Source organism: Citreicoccus inhibens, assembly GCF_019039035.1.
Taxonomy (GTDB): domain Bacteria; phylum Myxococcota; class Myxococcia; order Myxococcales; family Myxococcaceae; genus Citreicoccus; species Citreicoccus inhibens.
The window spans coordinates 95071-115160 of record NZ_JAHNZT010000008.1; the positions used below are offsets into that span (position 1 = coordinate 95071).

At 72.8% G+C, this 20090-nt stretch carries 14 protein-coding genes; 2 read left to right on the forward strand and 12 right to left on the reverse strand.

What is annotated here, in order from left to right:
- The first annotated feature begins 79 nt into the window (after positions 1-79).
- Positions 80-1900: a tetratricopeptide repeat protein gene (locus KRR26_RS12790; protein ID WP_233577339.1), complete on the forward strand. Its 1821-nt coding sequence runs from the start codon at positions 80-82 to the stop codon at positions 1898-1900.
- Between the two features lie 27 nt (positions 1901-1927).
- Here the strand turns inward: KRR26_RS12790 and KRR26_RS12795 are convergent, their stop codons facing one another.
- Genes KRR26_RS12795 through KRR26_RS12820 form a run of 6 tightly spaced genes read right to left on the reverse strand, consistent with a single transcriptional unit; the run spans position 1928 to position 5856 of the window.
- Positions 1928-3016 carry an NAD(P)/FAD-dependent oxidoreductase gene (locus tag KRR26_RS12795; protein WP_217079943.1) on the reverse strand — a complete coding sequence of 363 codons (1089 nt, stop codon included), beginning with the start codon at positions 3014-3016 and terminating at the stop codon, positions 1928-1930.
- Between the two features lie 45 nt (positions 3017-3061).
- Positions 3062-3514, reverse strand: coding sequence for a DUF6691 family protein (locus tag KRR26_RS12800; RefSeq protein ID WP_120208872.1), 453 nt, complete (start codon positions 3512-3514; stop codon positions 3062-3064).
- Entirely contained in the window at positions 3511-3936 is a 426-nt protein-coding gene (locus KRR26_RS12805) for a YeeE/YedE family protein (RefSeq protein WP_120208870.1), read from the reverse strand. The genes KRR26_RS12800 and KRR26_RS12805 overlap by 4 nt, the downstream gene beginning before the upstream one ends.
- Before the next feature lie 45 nt (positions 3937-3981).
- Positions 3982-4830: a sulfite exporter TauE/SafE family protein gene (locus KRR26_RS12810; protein WP_120208868.1), complete on the reverse strand. Its 849-nt coding sequence runs from the start codon at positions 4828-4830 to the stop codon at positions 3982-3984.
- A 7-nt stretch (positions 4831-4837) separates the two neighbouring features.
- A complete protein-coding gene (locus KRR26_RS12815; RefSeq protein ID WP_120208866.1) occupies positions 4838-5146 on the reverse strand; it encodes a rhodanese-like domain-containing protein in 309 nt (102 codons plus the stop codon).
- An 8-nt stretch (positions 5147-5154) separates the two neighbouring features.
- Complete coding sequence (locus KRR26_RS12820) at positions 5155-5856, reverse strand: MBL fold metallo-hydrolase (protein WP_217079944.1); 702 nt, start codon at positions 5854-5856, stop codon at positions 5155-5157.
- Positions 5857-5945: 89 nt separating this feature from the next.
- On the opposite strand from KRR26_RS12820, the gene KRR26_RS12825 reads away from it, so the two are divergent.
- Entirely contained in the window at positions 5946-6755 is an 810-nt protein-coding gene (locus KRR26_RS12825) for a sigma-70 family RNA polymerase sigma factor (protein ID WP_120208863.1), read from the forward strand.
- A gap of 6 nt (positions 6756-6761) precedes the next feature.
- On the opposite strand, the gene KRR26_RS12830 is transcribed toward KRR26_RS12825, so the two are convergent.
- Genes KRR26_RS12830 through KRR26_RS12855 form a run of 6 tightly spaced genes read right to left on the reverse strand, consistent with a single transcriptional unit; the run spans position 6762 to position 19895 of the window.
- The gene (locus KRR26_RS12830) at positions 6762-9041 is read right to left on the reverse strand and encodes a lantibiotic dehydratase (protein ID WP_217079945.1); all 2280 of its coding nucleotides are present in this window, start codon (positions 9039-9041) and stop codon (positions 6762-6764) included.
- On the reverse strand, positions 9038-10702 hold the full coding sequence (locus KRR26_RS12835) for a hypothetical protein (protein ID WP_120208860.1): 1665 nt from the start codon (positions 10700-10702) through the stop codon (positions 9038-9040). Before KRR26_RS12835 ends, KRR26_RS12830 begins: the two co-directional genes overlap by 4 nt.
- Positions 10699-13041: a lantibiotic dehydratase gene (locus KRR26_RS12840; RefSeq protein WP_217079946.1), complete on the reverse strand. Its 2343-nt coding sequence runs from the start codon at positions 13039-13041 to the stop codon at positions 10699-10701. The genes KRR26_RS12835 and KRR26_RS12840 overlap by 4 nt, the downstream gene beginning before the upstream one ends.
- 49 nt (positions 13042-13090) lie before the next feature.
- The gene (locus KRR26_RS12845) at positions 13091-16345 is read right to left on the reverse strand and encodes a serine/threonine-protein kinase (RefSeq protein ID WP_217079947.1); all 3255 of its coding nucleotides are present in this window, start codon (positions 16343-16345) and stop codon (positions 13091-13093) included.
- A 5-nt stretch (positions 16346-16350) separates the two neighbouring features.
- On the reverse strand, positions 16351-17169 hold the full coding sequence (locus KRR26_RS12850) for a hypothetical protein (RefSeq protein ID WP_321202790.1): 819 nt from the start codon (positions 17167-17169) through the stop codon (positions 16351-16353).
- Positions 17170-17207: 38 nt separating this feature from the next.
- Complete coding sequence (locus KRR26_RS12855) at positions 17208-19895, reverse strand: TonB-dependent receptor plug domain-containing protein (RefSeq protein ID WP_217079948.1); 2688 nt, start codon at positions 19893-19895, stop codon at positions 17208-17210.
- Between the last annotated feature and the right edge of the window lie 195 nt (positions 19896-20090).

The window sequence follows — 20090 nt, forward strand, 5'->3', positions numbered from 1 at the left end:
CGGTCCTCGAGGAGCAGTCCGTGCGCGACGTCTTCGATCTCCCCCTCCGTTCCGCCCCCCTCTCGTTCTGGGTGTCCCCGTGAGCCGCGCGCTGGCCGTGTCCGTGGCCGGGGGCAGTCCGTCCTCCCTTCCTTCTCGCGCCATCGAAGTGGACGCGGGCATGGCGTTGCCCGTGGCCTTCGGGGGACTTCGGAAGATCCTCCGCGCCTGTGAGGATGCCGCGCCCGAGCCGGTGCGCGCCCTGGCTCGCGCCCGCCCCGCGGAGTGGAATCGACTCTTCCCGGGCGCCATCGACGGGGCCCCGGACCTCGGCGACCTCGCGCTCAGTCCCTCCGAGCGGCGGCTGCACCGCGAATCCGAGCAGGTGTTCTGGATCCTCACCGTGGCGGCGCAGGCCATCGTGGCGGCGCTGCGCGCCAGCGGGCGGCCCCTGGTCATCCACGGCGCGGGAGAGTGCGACCTCGTCAGCCTGCGCGCGGTGATGCGCGCCGCCGAGTGGGGCCGGCTGGAGGGCCTGGAAGGCACGGTGGTCCTCACGGACTGGAACGTGCGGCGCCCCTACGGCGCCGAGTGCTTCGAGCCCCGCCGTCGCGCCTACCTGGGGGCGCTGTGCGAGCGCATGCGGACGGCCAGCCCGCAGGGGCTGGGCGTGGTGTCCTCGCGGCAGTTGGAGCCCGCGGTGGACCTGGAGGGGCGCTACCTGCAGCTCGTGGTGGACGCGTCGCTGTCGCGCGAGGAGCGCGTGGCGGCGGCCATCCTGGCCATCCGCGCCTGCTTCTTCACCTCGAACTACGAGGGCGCGACGCTCGCGGCCGAGCAGGGGCTGGCGCTGCTGGGGACGGGCGCGGACGGGGCCTCGCCGCAGGGCGTGGCCGCGGCGTGGGAGCGGCTGGACACGGGCTTCGCCACGCCGGCCATCGAGATTGACCGAGGCAGCCTGGGCGACGGCGACGAGCTGCGGGCGCTCCTGGAGCGCAGCCTGGGCGTGGTGCACGTGTACACCGGCGCGCATGACGAAGCGATGGCGGCGTTCGGGCGTGGCCTGGAGTGCCGGCTGCCCCCCGAGATGGTGGCGCGGCTGCGGATGTTCCGAGCGCTGACATTGACCAAGCGCTTCGGGCAGCTCCCGAACGCGCGCGAAGAGGTGGAGGCGGGGCTGGCCGCGCTGGCCGGCTGCACGAGCGCGGACCGCGCGCTCCAGGAGGGGTGGCTGCGCAACGTGTGCGCGTTGACGTGGTTCTCCGAGCGCAGGCTGGACAAGGCGCTGGTGGAGGAGAAGCTCGCCATGCGCTGCGTGGGCGACCTGCACGACGCCAGCGCCACGCACCTGAAGATCAACCTCATCTCCAACGCGAGCTATCTCCAGGAGACGGCGCGGCAGCTCCCGGAGTCCATCGCCACGTGGCGGCGCTTCGAGAAGATCAGCGAGAACTGGGGCGTCAACTTCGCCAAGCACCACCGCTACCGGCTCGCGGGCCTGGAGCTGGCGGCGGGTCAGCGAGACGCGGCCGTGACGCACTTCATCGAGGCCTACGCGGGCGCGGAGCAGCTCCAGGACGCGTTCCACCGGCAGGTCATCGCGGCGGAGCTGGGGCGCTTGTTCCTCGACGAAGGCCGGGCCGCCGAGGCCGTGGACTGGTTCGCCAAGGCGGAGGAGCAGGCCCGCGCCATCGGCGAGCCGCTCAAGACAGCGGAGAGCGTGGCGGGCCTCGCCGTGGCGGGAGGCCGCTCGGACTGGAGCGAGGCGGTGCGCTGCGCCCGCGCGAGCAGCACCTGGCCCAAGCAGACGCAGGCGCTGCTGGACGCGCTCGCGAGCGGTGACGCCCAGGCGGTCCAGGCCGTGCTGCCTCGCGCGCGCACGAAGCTGAACCGTCCGTTCGACTCGGTGACGCTGTACTGAGGCCGCGGGGCGCGGACCCCGCCGCGCTCAGCCCGCGAGCCGCGCGGGATCGAACGGGGCCGCGATTTCACTGCGGCCCTGCGTGATGAGGTCCACCAGGGCGACGGCCGCCAGCGCGCCGGTGAGGATGCCCTGGCCCCCCAGCCCCGTCGCGACGTACGTCTGGCGCATGCCGGGGAAGCGCCCCAGGTAGGGACGGCCATCGGGCGTCGCGGCGCGCAGCCCGGCCCAGGCGCGCACGAAGCGGGCCTCGCGCAGTCGGGGCGCCAGCTTGGCCACGGTGGCGCTCAGGTGCAGCAGCCCCGCGGGCGTCACCTGCTCGACGAAGCCCGCGTCCTCCTCGGTGGCGCCCACGACAATCTCGCCCGCGCGCCACGGCGCCAGGTACGTGGAGCCCGAGACGACCCGCGACAGCTTCAAGCCCGGGGCGTGCACCACCAGCATCTGCCCGCGCAGGGGCTTGAGCGGCAGCCCCGGCACGCCCGGAATCTTCGTGGACCAGGGGCCCGCGGCGACCAGCACGTGCTCCGCGCTCAGCACGTCGCGGTCCGTCTGCAGGTGGACCCGGCCGTGCTGTTCCGACAGCGAGCGCCCGGACTCACCGAGCCGCAGGCGGACGCCCGCGCGCAGGGCCTCGTGCAGGAGCGCGTTCAGGTAGCCCTCGGTGTCCACCATGTGGCCGTGCTCGGACACGAAGGCGCCGAGCAGCGGCGTGCCCTCCAGCGCCGGCTCCAGCTCGGCCAGCTTCACCGCGTCCACCCAGGTGCCCAGGCCCTCGACGTCGCGCGCGGCGGACTCGGCCAGCGCGTCACGGCTCTTCGAGTCCGGCGTCACGCGGAGGATGCCCTGCCCTCGTCGAAGCTGCGCGCTGTCTGGCAGCGTGGCCAGCTCTTCGGCGAGCAGCATGCGGCCCGCCCGGGCGAAGGCGAGCATGGGCCCATCATCGAACAAGCGGATGGAGGGGATGGCCACCCCGGCCGCCGCGCGCGAGCCCCGGCCTCCGGGCTCCACCGCGTCCAGGACGGTGACGCGAGCGCCCAGGGCCGCGAGCCGCCGCGCGGCCGACAGTCCCACGACGCCCGCGCCCAGGATGACGACGTCGGTTCCTCGCTCCATTCGGTCCGGCCCTCGTCCCGCGGTGCCCCTCCGTGGGGCACGCGCTCAGGACGAGGACGTTACCAGTCCGGCCGCGCGGCGCGCGCGCATCCCCTCCACGAGCCGGAAGAGGAGCATGCCTCCGAGCATGGACGCGCCGAACAGGAGCGCCGTCCGCGTTCCCGAGGCCAGCGACACCAGCGCGGGCCCCGGGCAGTAACCCGCGAGGCCCCAGCCCACCCCGAACAGCGCGGCGCCGCCCACCAGCCGCGCGTCCACCCGCGCCTTGGAGCGCGCCGGGAACTCCGAGGCGAGCACCGGCGAGCGACGCCGCCGGATGAGCCACTGGAGGGGCGCATGCACCGCCAGCGCGCCGCCCATCACGAACGCGAGCGACGGGTCCCACGCGCCCGAGAAGTCCAGGAAGCCCACCACCTTGGCGGGGTCCGTCATGCCCCCCAGGCCCAGGCCCAGTGCGAAGAGCAGCCCCGCGAGCGCCGCCATGAGTCCGGCCTTCATGCCGCACCTCCCAGGACGTGACGCACGACGAAGACGGTGAGCGCCCCGGCGGCCATGAACGTCATCGTGGCCGCCAGCGAGCGCGGAGCACCATGGGCCAGGCCGCAGACACCGTGGCCGCTGGTGCAGCCATTGCCCAGCCGCGTGCCGAAGCCCACGAGCAGGCCCGCGGCCACCGGAAGCATCGCGCCCGAAACAATGGGCGCGCCCAGCAACCCCGGCGCGAGCGAGCGCAAGAGGAGCCCACCCGCGACGAGTCCTCCGACAAAGGCCGCGCGCCAGCCCCATTCGCCCGCGACCGGCGCGAGCAGTCCTCCGGTGATGCCGCTGATGCCAGCGGTCCGGCCGTTGAACAGCAGCAGGAGCGAGGCGGAGAGGCCAATGAGGGCCCCGCCCGCGAGCGCGGCGAGAAACGGATGCATGAAGGTGAATCCTCGAAGAAGTGACAAGGGAGAGCCTCGCGCGTCTCAGCGCGAGGGGACAGTGGAGGATGCCGCGGCGGCCGGCGCGGGCGCGGTGGCGGTGACCGGCTGAGCTCCGCCCAGTCGCGCCAGCGTGTCGCGGTTCTTCATCAAGATGCCCGCGCCCATCACCACCAGGAACACGGAGAACGCGCGCTTGAGCGACGCCTGGGACACGAAGTGGGACGCCCATGTGCCCACGAGGATTCCCACCACCGCGACCGCGGTGAAGCCGGCCAGATAGCCCCAGGGCACCACCACGTGCCCGAGGTAGCCCGCGAAGCCGACGAACGAGTTGAGCGCGATGACGAGCAGGCTCGTGCCCACCGCCTGCTTCATGGGCAGGCCGAGCAGCAGCACGAGCGTGGGGACGATGAGGAAGCCGCCCCCCACCCCCACCAGCCCCGTGATGGAGCCCACGCCCAGCGCGGACAGGACCAGGAGCGGGATGTTGCCCGGGCGTCCGCCCTCGGCGCGCTCCGCGCCCTGGGCGGCGTCCGCGCGGCTGTTGCGGAACATGAAGAACGCGGCCACCAGCATGATGATGGCGAAGAGGACGAGTTGGAGGACGCCCGGTACGTGCACGGAGAACCTCGCGCCCGCGTAGGTGCCCGCCATGGTCAGCGCGGCGAAGGGCAGCGAGGCCCGCAGCCGGACGTTGCCCTTGCGCCAGTGGCTGGCGGCGCCCACCAGGCTCGTCATCCCCACCACGGCCAGGCCCATCGCGATGGACTGCTTGGGGTCGAACCCCAGCACGTACACGAGGATGGGCACCGTGAGGATGGAGCCGCCACCGCCCAACAATCCGAGCGACAGGCCGATGAGCGCCGCGAGGGTGAATCCCAGAAGAGGCATGACGAACTCAGGAGGACTCGCGCACGGCGAGCATGCCGCCGGCGAGGTTGTACAGCGAAACAAAGCCCTGGGCGGCCAACACCCGCGCGGCGCTCACCGAGCGCTTGCCAGAGCGACAGATGAGCAGGAGCGGTGCGTCCCGCCGCCATGAGGCCGCCGCGGACTCCAGCGTCCCCAGCGGGACGAGCTCCGCGCCGGGCAGATGGCCCAGCGGGCCCACGAACTCGTCCGGCTCGCGCACGTCGATGCGGCGGACCTCGGGGCCCAGCGTTCCGAGTTGGGCGGGGGTGACGTCTTGGTAGAGAGCGGTCGTCATGGGCGCACTCACGGGGAAGGCGGCGTGGAAGGAAGGCGTCCACACTCGCGATTGGCGGGAACGGCCAGGTGGATCTTCTTGGGGTTGGGGAGCCGCAGGTTCTCCATCACCTGGATGAAGTCCTCGCGGCTCTTTCCCGCCAGCCGAGGGTTGTGCTGCTTCTCCTCGGCGATGCTCGTCGCCGTGTGGCCTTGATAGTCGTGGCCCGGGAAGACGAGCGTGTCATCCGGCAGCGCGAAGAGCACGCGGGTGATGGAGTCGTGGAGCTGGCCCGCGTTGCCGTTCTGGAAGTCGGTGCGTCCGTTGCTGCGCACGAGCAGCGCGTCGCCGGTGAACACGCGGTCGCCCAGGAGATAGCTGACGCTGTCGTCGGTGTGGCCCGGCGTCGCGAGCACCTGGAACGACAGCGCTCCCACTCGGAGGGTGTCACCGTGCTTGACGTGGCGGTTGGCGCAGGGCGCGCCCCCGTCCCCGCCCACCACCTCGCAGCCCGTGCGCTCGCGCAGCACGCCGGATGCGGTGACGTGGTCGGCGTGGACGTGGGTATCCAAGACGTGGGTCAGCTTCAGCCCCAGCTCGGACACGCGGCGCAGGTCGCGCTCCACCTGCTCGAGCACGGGGTCGATGAGGACGGCCTGGCGTGAGAGCGGATCCCCGATGAGATAGGTGTAGGTAGAAGACTCGGTGTCAAAGAGTTGGCGAAAAATCATTCCAGGAACCTCCGACCCGTGAGAGCCAGAGCGGCCGGAAAAGGATTCACCCCGGGGCGCGGCGCCCCCAGACTTCGAGGCGACAGGGCATGGGCGACAAGAGCGACATGGAGCTGGTGAAGGCCGCGAAGGCGGGGGACACGCGGGCGCTCGAGGAGCTGCTCAGCCGGCACGAGAAGCAGGTGTACCGCTTCGGCCTGCGCATGTGCGGCTCGGAGGAGCAGGCGCGCGAGGTGCTCCAGGAGACGCTGCTGGCCGCCTTCCAGGGCATCCACGCGTTCCGCGGCGAGGCCGAGCTGTCCACGTGGCTCTACCAGGTCGCTCGCACGCACTGCCTGCGGGCCCGCCGGCAGCGCGCCGGTGCCCCCGTGGAGCACGAGCCCTTGGATGCGCCCGGGGCCCAGCACGTGCCCTCGTCCGAGCGCACACCGGACGAGGCCTCGCACGCGCGGCAGCTCGGCGAGGTGCTGCACACGGCCATCCTCGCGCTGCCGGACACCTACCGCGAGGCGCTCATCCTGCGTGACGTGGAGGGGCTGAGCGCCGAGGAGGCCGCGCGCGTGGTGGGCATCGAGGTGCGGGCGCTCAAGAGCCGCCTGCACCGCGCGCGCAACCAGCTGCGCGAGGACCTGACCACGCTCCTCGGAGAGAGCACCGTGGACACCGGTAACGGCTGTCCCGAGCTGGCCCACGTGCTCGCGCAGGACGCCGCGGGGGACATCGACCAGGCCACCTGCGTCCGCCTGGAGGAGCACCTCGCCACCTGTCCCAACTGCTCGGACGCATGTGACTCGCTCCAGCGCACGGTGTCGTTGTGTCGTCGCATCCCCGGGGACGCCGTGCCCGCGCCGGTCCGCGCCGCGGTGAGGCAGGCCCTCACCCGCGCCCTGACGCCCTGACTCGCGCTATGCGCGGGTGAACTGCATGCGCAGCTCGCAGGTGTAGCGCCCGCGCTCATCCTTCAGCCACAGCTGCTCCGGCGCGGGATACATCTCCTCCAGCGACAGGCGCTCCGCCTCCCGCGCCAGATGCGACAACAGGTCCAGCGCGAACGGGCTCGCCGTGTCGATGAGGTACGGCTTGCGCTCCTTCGACGTGCGCATGAAGACGAAGCGCGGCCACCCCTTGGCGCGACGCTCACGCTGCACCGCGAGGAAGAGGTCGAACCCCGTCACCTTCGCGAGCCGTTCCGCGGGCAACTCCCAACGCTCGCGCTGGTACACGGCGCCCCCCACGCTCAGTCTCGGCAGGTGGCTGCCGGACGTGCGCAGCGGCGCGTGCAGCACCTGCGGATGCGCCAACGCCGCGAACGGCGGGTACGAGGAGAAGTCGTCCAGCGGCATGTAGAGCCAGAGCCGCTCGCCCTTCCCGTCCACGAGCACCGGGCCCTCGCGCGTCGGCAGCACCTTCACCGCCGCCGGCGTCAGCGCGCCCTCCTCCACGTCCAGCACGTCCGACACCGAGTACAAGAGGCGCCGGCCCGGGAACACATAGAAGCCCTTGTTGCGCCGGCGAATGGCCATGCCCACCAGCCCCTTCGCCGCGGGGTCTGCCTTCAGCCAGCGCTCCGCCACCGCAGCATAGCGCGCGCGGTCCGGATAGAAGGCGCCCAGCCAGCTCCACAGCAGGAGGTGGTGGTGCACGCGCGCGAGCATCACCTCGAAGCCCTCGCCCTCCTTCTTCGCGAGGCACACGTCCGGCAGCGCATAGCGGCCTCCCGGCGCGGAGGTGCCCAGGAAGTCCACCGGCAGCGTGCGCGCGCGGGCGGCGTCCTCCTCCAGCATCACCGGCGGCACCGGCGAGAAGCGGCTGCCGGCCACGTTGTCCGGGCGCAGGCGCACCGCGTAGTCGAGGAAGTCCACCGGGCGCTCATCCGGGCCCAGCGCGTCGCGCACTTGCTCGCGGAAGCCGCGCTGCACCCGCTCGCCATACGCCGCGGACAACGCGAGGGGAGCCGACAGCGCGGTCTCCAGCGCCTCCGTGAAGCGCTGGCCGAAGCGCAGGCGGAACGGGGAGCTGGCCTCTTCGTAGATGACCAGGCGGTCCGCGTAGACCTGTCCTTCACCTCGGCGCGCGGGCTTGCCGGTCACCTCGGTGAAGCGGGCCTCCAGGCGCGGCAACAGCCCGCGCCGTCCCGTCAGGTCCGCCGATTGGAACTCGCTTCGCAGGTGCTCCAGTCCGTCCAGTCGCTCCAGCCAGCGCGTCCGGGCCTCGGACTCGGGCAGCGCGGCCACCGAGGCGCGGACGCTCTCGAAGGTGCCGAAGTCGTTCGGCTGGAAGGCCAGGCCCCACAACAGCAGCGCGCCCTTCACGAGCGGAATCGCGAGCCGCTCCACCGCCTCCGCCGCGACGCCCAGCACCTTCGCGGCCTGCGTGGGCGTCGGATGCTCGCGCAGCACGGCGAGCAAGGCCTCGGCCTCTTGCGAGAGCGGGACATCCAGCCCCAGCGGCGCGCAGACCGCTCGACCCGGCGTGAGCGTGAAAACGGGGTTGAGGCGCAGCGGCAGATGCGGGCGCAGGGTCCGCTCACGGCCCACCGCGCGCGCCAGCTCCGTCACGGCCCAGAACGAGAAGAACGTGCGCCGGCGCGTGTCCCCGCTCGGCACGGTGCGCACATCGAACGCGTCCTCGGACGTGCGCTCCCCGTAGGAGATGGGGCCGAAGAAGCTGGTCGTCTCGTTCTTCGCGCAGAAGCGCTGCAGGTACGTGTACACCTGCCGCTCCACGCGGCGCGCATCGGACGTGTCGGGGCGCGCATCTCCGCTCAGGTAGCGGCGCCACACGTTGTCGAACATGGCCGGGCTGGAGAGGAACACCGCCTCCTGGATGCCCGCGTCCCCTGCCCGCTCGCGCAGCCGCGCGCGCAGCCCCTGGCGCTCCTCGGCATAGCGCGCTTGGAGGGCGGCGCGCTGCTCCCGATGCCGCACGAGCGCGGCCTGGAGCTCCGGCCCCACGCGCAGCTTGCGCGCCGGCTCACGGCCCTGCGCCAGCGCCTCGCGCAGCGCGTTCGCATCCGCCTCCGACGCCTCGGCGCGCACCGCGTCCACGAGCGCGTGCTCGACGTCCAGCAGCCGCGCGGCCTCGGCCTGGAGCGCCGAGGACAGGCCGAGCGCCTCCAGCCAGTCGAAGGGAAAGCCCGCGTGCCGCAGCACGAACACGTCGCCCAGCGTCCAGCGCTCGCTCATGCGTGCACCCGCTCCAACACGGCCTTGCCCACGAGCGCGTCCACCAGCTTCGCGCGGTGGGCCTCGGGGACCTCGCTGAGCGCCTCGGAGACCTCGGTCGCATGCAGCAGGGTGCTCAACTTGGGGGCGAGGCGCGTGTCCAGCGCGAGCACGCTGCCGGTGCGCAGGTTCGCCGCGTACCACGAGGGCTTCGCCACGCCATCCAGCGACGCGGGCAGGTCCACCACCGCGCAGTCCGTGTCCAGCCGCACCTGGGTGGACACCTTCGCCCCCCGCGCCTCGCTGCCCGGCGGGGAAGAGAGTGCCGGCACGCGCAGATAGGCCCCGGCGACACGGCCCGGGCTGAGCGGCTGGCGTCGCAGCAGGCGCAGCGCGAGCGCGGACAGGACTTCTGGAAGCCGCGCGGCTCGCAACGTGTCCGGGACGTCGAAGGGCCGGCTCCGCGCGAGGTCTCGGTCCGCGGGAGGCGTGCCGGGCTGCACCCAGCGCTCATCGAACCGACGTGCCTCCGGCCCGCGCTCCAGCGCCCAGTGGAAGGGCCGCACGCCGGCGATCCAATCGAACAGCGGCTCCGCCAGCAGCGTCGCGAGCGTCTGCTCCAGCGCCCCCTCGTCCACCGCCGGCGCGCCCACCCACCACTCGGCCACCACCGACACGCCCGCGCGACGCAGGTGCTCCATGCCCCGGCGCAGGAAATCCACTGACAGCGCGTTGCCCTGCGGATCAATCACCAGCCCATCCCGGATGGCGCAGAACCCCACGACCGCGAGCTGACAGCCGCTCTCCACCAGCGCCTCCGCGCGGAACAGCGTCCCCAGGGCCACGTGTCCCGCCCAGGGAGCGCCGCCCGTGAAGGCGCGCACCTCGCTGGCCGTGCGCGCCCCCAAACGCCAGCGCGGCGCACCCGCCGTCACGCTGGCCTCGGTCCACACCAGGTCCGTGCCCTTGCGCTCCTCCGGCGGAGGGACGACGACCAACTCCATCAGGTCGGGGATCCACACCGGCATGGCGCCGTCGGGCGCGTCCAGCCCCGCGGCCACGCGCCACCGAGGCACCTCTCCGCCCTCGGGGAAGGTGGCCCGCTGGAAGGGGCTCAGCCGCGCCAGCGCCGCGCGGTGCAGATGGACGAAGGGCCCCGCCAGCTCCAGGGCCACATCGGGCGGACACTCGCGCGCGAGCCACGCCGCCGCGGGCAGCTGGAGGTCTTTCTCCAACCACAGCCGCACGCGCGTCGCGCCCGTGAACTCCTGGATCGCCCGCGCCAGGTCCTCCTGGTACGGCAGCGGCGCATCCAGCGCGCGCAGCACGTCCTCGCTGCGCTCCGTGGAGCCGTCATGCAGCGCCACGTCGTCGAGCCGCAGCTGCACCTCGCTCGGCGCACCCGAGAGCGCGGTCAGCACCGCCCCCAGGGCGCGCAGCGTGCCGTGCCCGGCGTCCGAGTCCCGGGCGCGCAAGGCCTGGGCGGCCTTCAGGAGCAGCAGCTCACGCAAGGACTGCGGGGTCAGCGCCCCGTGCGCGCGGGCCTCCGCCTCGGCGGCCACGGAGTCCGAAGCGAAGACGCGGCGGCAGTAGTCACGCGCCACGTCGAGGACCCGCCAGCCCTCGGGCGCCTCGGCGCGCAGTGTCACGTCCCGATGGGGCGGAAGCACGAGCAAGTTCATTCGCGGACCTCGGGCGTCTCGGCGCCCCACAACAGCGTGCATCGGAGCTCGACGGTGTGTCGCCCCTCTTCCGAGCGTAACCAGAGCGCCTCCGGTCCGGGGCGCATCTCCGACAGCACGACTTCTTCCTTCTGCTCCAACAAATTGAGGAAGACACGCAGGAGCACCGGGCTCCGCACGTCCACCAACACGGGTTTTCGCTCGTCCTTGAACTTGGCGAACACGCAGTCCGGCATCCCCTTGGCGTCCCACACCGCCACCGCCGCGCGCAACCGGGCCCGGTCATCGCGCGCCCCCTGGAGCGCCTCCCGCTCCTCGGGGGACAGGCGCCACTGCTCGCGCTGCACCACCACGCCGCCCACCGTCAGCCGAGGCGTATGCGCCCCCAGCGACACTCGCAGCGGGCGGATCCGCGGCAGCGCGAACGCGGTGTGCACCGGGCTCTCCAGCTCGCCGTTGTGGAGGAAGACCTCCGAGCCCAGGCGCTTGGACACGAGGCGCACGCCCTTGCCGTCACTCTCCACGAACAGGTCATCGAACGGAAGCCGCCACGCCGAGGCGCGCGCGCTCACGCCCCCCAGCTCCACCACCGGCCCGGGCAGCTCCGCGGGCAGCAGCCCCGTGCGCCGCGACGCCAGCACCGTCACCAGCGGCCCCGGCCGAGACAGCGTGGCCAGCGCGCGCACCATGTCCCCTTCCACGCGCGCCCGCGCCTCGTGGAACTGAAGCGCCCAGCCCCACACGAGCGCCGTGTCGTGCACATCGCCCAGGACCAGCTCGTAGTCGCCGCGCGCCCAGGCCTCCACGCTCGCCGCCCCCACCAGCACGTCCACGGACGTGACGAGCGGCAGCGTGCGCGCCTCGACCGGGGGCGCCACCTCCAGGGCACCGCCCACCTCGACGACCCGCGCGGCGGCATCCGGGACTGCCCGGGCCAGGGCGTCGCTCACGCTCGTGTCGAAGGGCACCGGCCCCTCCGAATACGCCGCCACCACCTTCCAGAACGGCACGGTGCGCACGCCCAGCCGAGCCGCCAGCGCGGTCCGCGCCGCCTCGCGCGTGCGCCGCGCCGCCTCGCCCATCAGCGTCAGCGCGGGCACCATCCGCGCCTCCAACTCCCGCGCGCGCTCGCCGCTCACGGACACGCGCAGGTCTCCCCCGCACTCCTCGCGCAGGGGCAGGCGGTCCGTGTAGAAGTTGTGCGCTTCCGCGCCGCCTCTCGCCGCCTCCCCCGAGGCCGAGCGCGCGGTGGGAGGCGCCACGCCCCAGTGCTCCCGGGCCAGCCGCGCGAAGTCCTCCTGCACCGTCATCTTCGCGGCGGCATCGGCGGCGCTGTACCGGGCCATGCACGCCGCCAGCGCCGCGAGTCCACGCGCATGACGCCGAGACGCCGCGCCCGGAAGGCCCGCGACTCGCTCGGACAGGTCATCCACGGGGTGATGCGCGGCGGCGGGGACTTCCAACGGGTGCGTGAGCAATCCCTTGTCGCAGCCGAGCCGGGCCGCCTCACGCGCCAGCCCGGGCTCGACGCCCAGCGAGGACGCCAGCGACGCCAGGGGCCGCGTGCCATCCGCCAGCTCCACCAGCCGAGGCAACAGCTCCTCGGCGCTCGCGGGCGCGGGCGCGGCCTTGCGACCGGGGACTTCCGCGAAGGCCTTGCGGCGCAGCACCAGCCACGGCGCCACGTCTGGATCGAACGCCACGGCGCGCACCAGCCCCTGCACCAGCCACGAGGCCGCGAACGTATTGCGCCCCCGCAGCACGCGCGGGCCCGACCAGCGCACCGAGACCCCCGTCGCCGCCTCGGGGGCGAGCGCGCCGTAGTTGATGGGGCCAAAGAAGCCCATCGTCTCGTTCTTGGCGCACACCCGTTGCAGGTAGCTGGCCACCTGACGCTCCAGCCGCGCGCCCTCGCGGCCGGACAGGAGGTCCTTGGCCACGGGCGGGCTGGAGCTGGCGATGGCCTCCAGGAAGCGAGGCTCGCGGCGGAAGGACGCCAGCGCCGCATCGGCCGCGTCCCGCTCGCGCACCACGGCGGCGTCGAAAGCGGACTCCGCCGCCTGGGCCTCGGCCGCTCGCGCGTTCCACGCCGCGAAGCGCTCGGGAGACTCCAGCCCCTCGGTGTCCACGGGACGGCCGGCCTTCAGCGCCGCGAGCACCGCGCGCGGCGGGCGCTTCACGCGCGGCCCCTCCGCACGAAGCGCGTCGAGCGCGCGCCGCTCCGCCTCCAGGCGGCGCGCCCAGGCCACCGCCTCGGGCCAGCCGAGGCGTTCCAGCCAGTCAAACGGGAAGCCCGTCGTGCGCACCACGACGTGGGGGAAGAGGGACCAGCCCTTCATGCGTCACGCACCCTTCGGAGGCGGGCGCGGGGGCGCCCGACGGTGGCGCTCAGTCCTGCGTCCGCGCCGGGACGGTGATTTCCTGCCCGGGCACCGCCATGACCCACAGCTCGCGAGCGGGCTGCCCGGCACAGCTCACGAGCACCTTCAGCTCCCGCCCCGCCTCGATGGGCGCCTTCGTCACCGGCGTCGGGGTGGGCAACACCGCGTCGCCCACCTTCACCTGGCACCCGGACGGACCCGCTTGGATCGTCAGGTGCCCCGTGGCCGCAGGCAGCGACGCGGGCGCATCCGCCAGCGTCCGCACATCGACGTGGTCCCGAGACTGGGTCGTCCCGAAGCGGCGCAGCTTGCCCTCCATCGCCGTGGACACGAACAGCGTCGAGCCCGCCTCGCCCCCGGGCACCGCGCCATCATCCGCGCGCATGCCACCGACGTAGACATGCTCGTCCGAGCCCACGCCCACGAAGCGCGAGCTGGGGCCACCGCTGAAGAGCACCGCGGCCCCGCCCACCACCAACAAGCCACCCGCCGCGAGCGCCACCCAGAGGAACGGAGACCGCTTCGCCGCGACCGGCTCGACGGATGCCGAGGGGCGCGCCGCCCCGGGCGCCACGGCCGGAGCCGCGGGCACCGAGGGACGCGGCACGTTGGGCGCCACCGCGGGAGCCGCGGGCGAGGACGGACGCGGCGTGCTCGGGGCCACCACCTGGGCCCCGGGGGACGAAGGACGCGGCGCACCGGGCGCCACCGCCGGCGTGGCGGGCATCGAGGGGCGCGGGGCGCTGGGTGCCACGGCGGGCGCCGCGACCGAGGGCCGCACCGGCGCATGGCCCGGATTCGACGGGCGCGGCGGCGCGGCTACCGGAGCACGCGGCGGCACCGGGTGCGCGGCTGGAGTCAGCGCGGCGTCGAGCGGCACCACCTCGGTGCGATCCTGGGGCTCCAGCTCATCGAACTCCGGGAGCGGGGGGGCGGGCGGAGCCGCCACGCGCGAGGACCCCGACGGCGTGGTCGGCGGGCGCGGGGGCGTGCCCGTCCCCACCGTCGCGGGACGTGGGCCACTGCCCGAGCCGGTCACCGCCGGCCGGGGACCGCTGCCCGAGCCGCGCTGGCCTCCAGGCGCCGCCATCTCGCCCGAGCCCGTGCTCGCCGAGGGGATGCTCCCGCTGCCCGTCCCCACCGGCATGGGCCGGGGATGACTGCCGGTCCCGCTGGCGGCGGCAGGGGTGAACTCCGCGAGCCGATCCCCCAGCGTGTCCTTGAAGTACTGCGCCACCGCCGCCGGAGACGAGTTGAGGCGGTGGTGCGCCATCACCGCCTCGATCTCCTCGCGCATCGCCGCGGCCGAAGGCGTGCGCCGCGCCGGGTCCTTCACCAGCGCGCGGAGGATGAGGTCCGAGACGTCCTGCGGAATCGCGGGCTTGAGCTGCGAGGGGACCGGCGCCGGATCCCTCACGATGGCCGTCAGCGTGGCCGCGTCGTGGTCGCGACGGAACGGGAGCTGACCGGTGAGCAGTTCGAAGAGGACCACGCCCAACGCGAACACGTCGTTGCGCGCATCCAGCGGGCGCCCCGACGCGGCCTCCGGCGAGATGTACGAAATCTTCCCCTTCAGCACGCCCGCCTGCGTGTTCTCCTCGCCCGCGACCTTGGCGATGCCGAAGTCGCTCAGCTTGATGGCGCCATCCAGTGAGATGAGCACGTTGTGCGGGCTCACATCGCGGTGCACCACCGGGTGCGGCGTCCCACCTGGGTCCACGTAGCTGTGCGCGTAGTGCAGGCCCGCGGCCACCTCGGCCACGATGCGCAGCGCGTGCTCCAGCGGGAGCGCCAGGCCCTTGCGGCGCAGCTCGTTGATGAGCTTCTTCAGGTCCGGGCCACGCACGTACTCCATCAGGATGTACGCCACGCCGTCGGACACGCCCACGTCGAAGGTCTGCACCACGTTGGGGTGCGTCAGTCGCGCGTTGGCGCGCGCCTCCGCGAAGAGCATGTCCACGAACTCGGGGTTCTCGGCGAACTGCGCGAGAATCTTCTTCATCACGACGTACTTCTCGAACCCCTTCACGCCCACTTGCTTGGCGAGGAACACCTCGGCCATGCCGCCCTGCCCCAGCCGGCGCAGGATCTGCAGCTTCGTGCCGCTCAGGGAATTGGAGATGTCCGTGGAGGCGCCCTGCTTGCTCCCCGAGCCCTCCGAGTTCGCCGTGCCGAACAGGTACTGACTGAGCGCGCGCGGCTCCAGCCCCTCGATGTCCTCCAGCGGCCGGTCCGTCAGCGGCGTGCGCCCCAAGAACCCCTGGAGCTGGGGCATCGAGGGCACGCGCGCGCTGCCACCGCAGATGGGGCACGCGCTCTCGAAGGACTGCTGCGCGCGCAGCCGCGACAGGTACTCGTGGGCCTGGATGCGCTGGTGGCTCAGCTGCCCGCAGTGACGGCACTCGCAGGGCAGCCACAGCGTGGCCATGCGCGCGGGGAGCTGCTTGGACGAGCGCGCCAGCGCCGCGAGCGCGGGAGGCGGCACGCGGCACATCACCACCTGCGCGCCCTGCGCCGCCGTCTCCAGCACCTGCTCCAGCTTGCCCAGCGCCTCGGGCTCCACCACCTTCACGTGGCTGAAGTCGAAGGCGACGCGGCCCTCCAACCCGGACGCCAGCCGGCGCACGTTGAGGTCGCCCTTCAGCGCGCTCGCCAGCGTGATGTACGTGATGTCGTCCTGGATGATCTTCAGGTGCGAGGCCAGCTCCGGCTGCTCCGCGGGCATGCTGGCCCGCAGGTAGCGCATCACCACCGGGTCCACCGTGCCGAACTGCTGGCGGGTGCCGTAGTCGAAGAACTCGCTCGGCTGATCCGCGAACTCCAGCGGGTTGGCGCACACCGGGCACGCGTGCGCGGGGGCCTTGCCCTCGGCCAGCACGGCCGCGTCGTCCACCAGGTTCACCACCCGCAGGCGGTCCTCGGCGCAGGTCCGGCAGGTGTAGGGCGCCAGCACGGACAGCACGCGCGTGACGCCAGCGAAGCCCTCCACCATGTTGAGCTGATCCACCACCACCGGCGGCGCGTGCACCACGTACATGCCCAGCGCGCCCGCGGGCAGCTTCGCGGCGAACTCGCTCCAGCGCCGCACGCCGAACGAGCTGATGCGCTCCACGCGCCCCAGGTCCAGCACCAGCAGGCCATTGAGGTCCGCGCTGGTGGCGTTCAGGGGGAACGTCTCGTCGATGACGCCGGAGATCCGCACGTGGGTGATGGTCCCCACCCGGAGCCGGCTGATGTTCGCGTTGCTCACGTGGCTGTCCACCGGCCCTACCTCGATTCCTGACTGAACAGCAGCGACTTGGGCCGCGAGGCCCGACGCCGCGACTCGCCCAGGTCCACGACGCTCACGACTCGCGATTGCAGGCCGGCCACCACGCGGACGGCCACCAGATCGCTGTGCTCCAGGATGCGCCGCAGCCCCAGGCCCGCGCCGCCTCCCGCCGAGTCCACCCGCACCTTGCCACCCCACCCTTGCAATGCCCGGACATACGGCGCCGGCGTGAGCCGCCCGAAGCGGTCCACGGCCTCCAGCCAGATGCGACCGCCCTGCGTCGCATAGGCCAGCTCACAGGCATCCTCGGGCGCCACTTCCTGCACCTCGGTGCGCCGATGCGCGTACCGAGCGCGCCCGTCCTCCCCCGCCGGCGCATCGAGCAGCGCGTTCGCCGCCAGCTCGTGCACCACGTCCGCCGCCAGCGCCGCCGCGTTCCGCGAGCCCCCGGCCTCCCCCACCGCGACCGCCGCCGCCGCCGCCACGACGCCAATCTCCGCCACGCGCCGCAGCGAGTGTCGCGTCACCTCGGCCCCTTCAGGCAGGAGCGACGCGCCCCGCAGCAGCGCGCCCAGCACCCCGGCCTCCCACGCGGACGGCATCCCGGAAGACTCGCGCAGCGCCAACATCAGCGCGGGGATGTCCCGCGCCAGCAGCGCCGCGTGCTCCGCGCGCAGCAACCCGTCGAAGAGCACGAGCCGCCGCGTGGTGCCCACCGGGGCGGCTGCGCCCTCGAGCGACACACCGCCCCGTGCGAGCACGGGGACGGCCTGCGCCAGCAACGCGGGAGAGAGGGACTCATCCGGAATCAACAAGATGCCGCCTGCCTGCGGTGGGAAACGGGATGCACGATCTAGTAGCGCACCTTGAGTTCGCTGAACACCGCCAGGGGCGGCGCCGGGAACCCATGGGACTCCTCGTACTTGGCGTTGAAGAGGTTGGTTCCCAACAGTGACACGGAGATGCCGTCGTGGATGTTGACACCGACGCGGGCGCTGGCCGTGACGAAGCCCGCCAGCCGCACGCGGGAGGTGGCCAGCCCCGTGGTGGGGTCCACGTTGAAGCCCGGGTCGAACCGGGGGCCCACCACGAGCGCATAGAGCTCCGCGAACGCCGCCTTGCCAATGTTCGTGCGCCCGCGCAGGTACAGCCGGTGGCTGGGCGCGTAGTCCAAGGTGGACTTCTCCCCGTCGCCGTAGGGCACCGCCTTCGCGTCGAGGAACTGGTAGGCGATGTCGAAGGACGAGTTGAGCGCCGGCACCTGCGCGGCGGCCTCCAGCTCCGCGCCCGCCACGTCCGCGTTGCCGATGTTGCGGAACTGGGACACCGAGCCGAACACCAGCTCCTGGTTGATGAAGTTCTTCGCGCGGTTGAAGAAGCCCGTGCCCGTCAGGCGCACCCGCCGGTCAAAGGGCCAGAAGTCCACCGCCGCCTCGAAGGTGTCCAGCGTCTCGGCGCGCAGGTCCGCGTTGCCCACCAGCGTGGCCGCGTACATCTGCTGGTTGATGGCCAGCTCCGCCAGCGTGGGGGCGCGGAAGGCGCGGCCGTAGTTGGTGCGCACGGTGAGCAGCTCGGGGATGGCGTGGAACACCACGCTGGCCCGCGGCGACACCTGATCCGTGCGCGTGTGCCAGACCGTCTCCGGAATCTGGTAGCGGTCGTAGCGAGCCCCCGCGCTGAGCACCAGCCGGCTCATCGGCCGGTACTCCGCGTCCACGAAGCCACCGAGGATGGTCTGCCGCGTGTCGTCCATCGTCAGGGTGGGCAGGACGTTGGGGTTGTTCACCACGTCGTTCTTCACGTCACCGCCGAACGTGACGTTGAGGTCGCCCATCGAGAACAGGGCCCGCGCCTCGCCACCCAGCCGGCGCCGCTTGCCCAGCGCCCGCGTGGGGTCGCTGTCGAACGCGCTCTCCAGCGTCACGTCGCGGCGCTTGAAGAAGGCATAGGCCTGGGCGAACAGGCGCAGGTTCTCCGTCACCTGCTGATCCACCTGGGCCGCGGCGTTCAGGTTCTGCGCGCGCTCGGTGTCGTCCGGCGTGTAGTGGCACCGGCCGCAGTTGCCCACGGTGGAGATGTTGGTGCCGCCCGGACGCCCCAGCTTCGCGTCGGTGTAGGCCGCGTCGAGTGACACCGGCCCCACCTTCATCTTGCCGCTGACCTGGTGGACCCTCGAGTCCTCGTTGGTGTCCACCTGGCCCGTGTGAGGGTCATTGAAGAGCTGCGGGCCGTCCGAGCCGTACCCGTAGTACCCGAGCAGCGCCTCCACCGGCCCGCCGCGGCCCGCCACGTTGGCCTGCACGCGCCACGTCTTGTCCTGCCCCGCCAGCACGCGCGCGTCCATGCCCACGCTGCGGCCCTCGGGGATGAGGTCCGCGGGCTGCCGCTCGATGAGGTTGATGACGCCGCTGAACGCGTTGGAGCCGTAGAGCGAGGAGCCCGGGCCTCGGATGACCTCCACCTGCTTGAGGTTGGTCATCGGCGTCGTCTCGTCCGCGTAGAACTGGCCCGTCCACGGGTCCGTCAACGGCCGGCCGTCCTTCAGCAACAAGAGACGGTTGGAGAGGTAGTTGGAGCCCAGGCCGCGCGAGCTGACCGCCGCCTTGCGCATGGAGCCCCGCCGGCACTCCATGCCGGGGAAGTACTGGATGGCCTCGCACAGCGAGAACTGGCCGGTGCCCTCCAACTCCTCGGCCGGAATCCACGACACGGTGAGGGGCACGTCCGAGATGCGCTGCCTGCGCTTGGAGGCCGTCGTGACGATGGCCTCGCTCTGCATGCGGCTGACCGACTCCTCCAGGGCGGAGGCGCCCGCGAGCGGATCCGGTCCATCCAGCCCCGCCAGGCCCGCGGGGGGCGGCATGGGGCGATCCATCGTCGGCTGCGAGAACGGCGCGCTCGCCGGGATGTTGTCGTGCACGGGCGCCGCGTGGGCCGGCACCGTGGCCGTGGCCGGAACCGTGGAGGACGCCGCGGGCGCGTCCAGCGGCAGCGAGCCCGTGGCCGGCACCACCGCGGGCGCCACGCCCGTGCCGGAGACAGTCTCCAGCGAGGGTGAGCCCGGCGAGGCCACCGGCAACGGCTCCGTGCCCACCGCGTGGCGCGGCTCGGACGCGGGCGGAACGGGCGGCGTGTCACTGGCGAACGGGTCGTCCGTGGACGGGCCCCCGCTCAGCGACGTCGCCGGGTCCACCGACGTGGCCGGCGAGACGGTCCCCGGAGCGCCCTTCGCGCCCTTGCGGGTCTTGGCCACGCGCGGCTTCGAGGGATCTCTCGGCACGCGCGGCGCCGCCGTCTTGCCCTCCTTCGCGGCCTTGGGGTCCTTGGCGACCTTGGCGTCCTTCGCGGTCCGCTTCTTCGCGGTCCGGCTCGTGGGCGCCTTCGTCGTCGCCGTCTGGGCGGACGCGCTCGCCGAGGTCAGGGCCAGCAGCGCCCCCATCAGCAGAGAGCAACCCAGGGAGAAGCCCAGGCGCGCCGTCCGCCGCCCAGGGAAGTCCTTCGCCGCGGCATGCCGCGGTCCACCGTGCTCAGTCGAGTGCATCGTTCTCAATTCCACGGGTGCAAGCTGGGAGAGCCGTGGTCCTGGACGTCCGGTTGGCAACGGGCGCGTCCCCGACTTATCCGGGAATTCCTCGTTCAAGCGAAGAACGCTCCTGTTGTGGTTTTGACGGTACCGCAGAAAATCCGCTCGGGCCAAGTCGCGGCTCTCAAGCTCTGACATTTTGAAAGTCGAGCC

Bases quoted from the DNA above. Each gene is read 5' to 3' on its own strand.
- KRR26_RS12815 (WP_120208866.1), bottom strand. From the start codon at position 5,146: ATGACGACCGCTCTCTACCAAGACGTCACCCCCGCCCAACTCGGAACG.
- KRR26_RS12825 (WP_120208863.1), top strand. From the start codon at position 5,946: ATGGGCGACAAGAGCGACATGGAGCTGGTGAAGGCCGCGAAGGCGGGG.
- KRR26_RS12820 (WP_217079944.1), bottom strand. From the start codon at position 5,856: ATGATTTTTCGCCAACTCTTTGACACCGAGTCTTCTACCTACACCTAT.
- KRR26_RS12800 (WP_120208872.1), bottom strand. From the start codon at position 3,514: ATGAAGGCCGGACTCATGGCGGCGCTCGCGGGGCTGCTCTTCGCACTG.
- KRR26_RS12805 (WP_120208870.1), bottom strand. From the start codon at position 3,936: ATGCATCCGTTTCTCGCCGCGCTCGCGGGCGGGGCCCTCATTGGCCTC.
- KRR26_RS12835 (WP_120208860.1), bottom strand. From the start codon at position 10,702: ATGAACTTGCTCGTGCTTCCGCCCCATCGGGACGTGACACTGCGCGCC.
- KRR26_RS12855 (WP_217079948.1), bottom strand. From the start codon at position 19,895: ATGCACTCGACTGAGCACGGTGGACCGCGGCATGCCGCGGCGAAGGAC.
- KRR26_RS12810 (WP_120208868.1), bottom strand. From the start codon at position 4,830: ATGCCTCTTCTGGGATTCACCCTCGCGGCGCTCATCGGCCTGTCGCTC.
- KRR26_RS12840 (WP_217079946.1), bottom strand. From the start codon at position 13,041: ATGAAGGGCTGGTCCCTCTTCCCCCACGTCGTGGTGCGCACGACGGGC.
- KRR26_RS12795 (WP_217079943.1), bottom strand. From the start codon at position 3,016: ATGGAGCGAGGAACCGACGTCGTCATCCTGGGCGCGGGCGTCGTGGGA.
- KRR26_RS12830 (WP_217079945.1), bottom strand. From the start codon at position 9,041: ATGAGCGAGCGCTGGACGCTGGGCGACGTGTTCGTGCTGCGGCACGCG.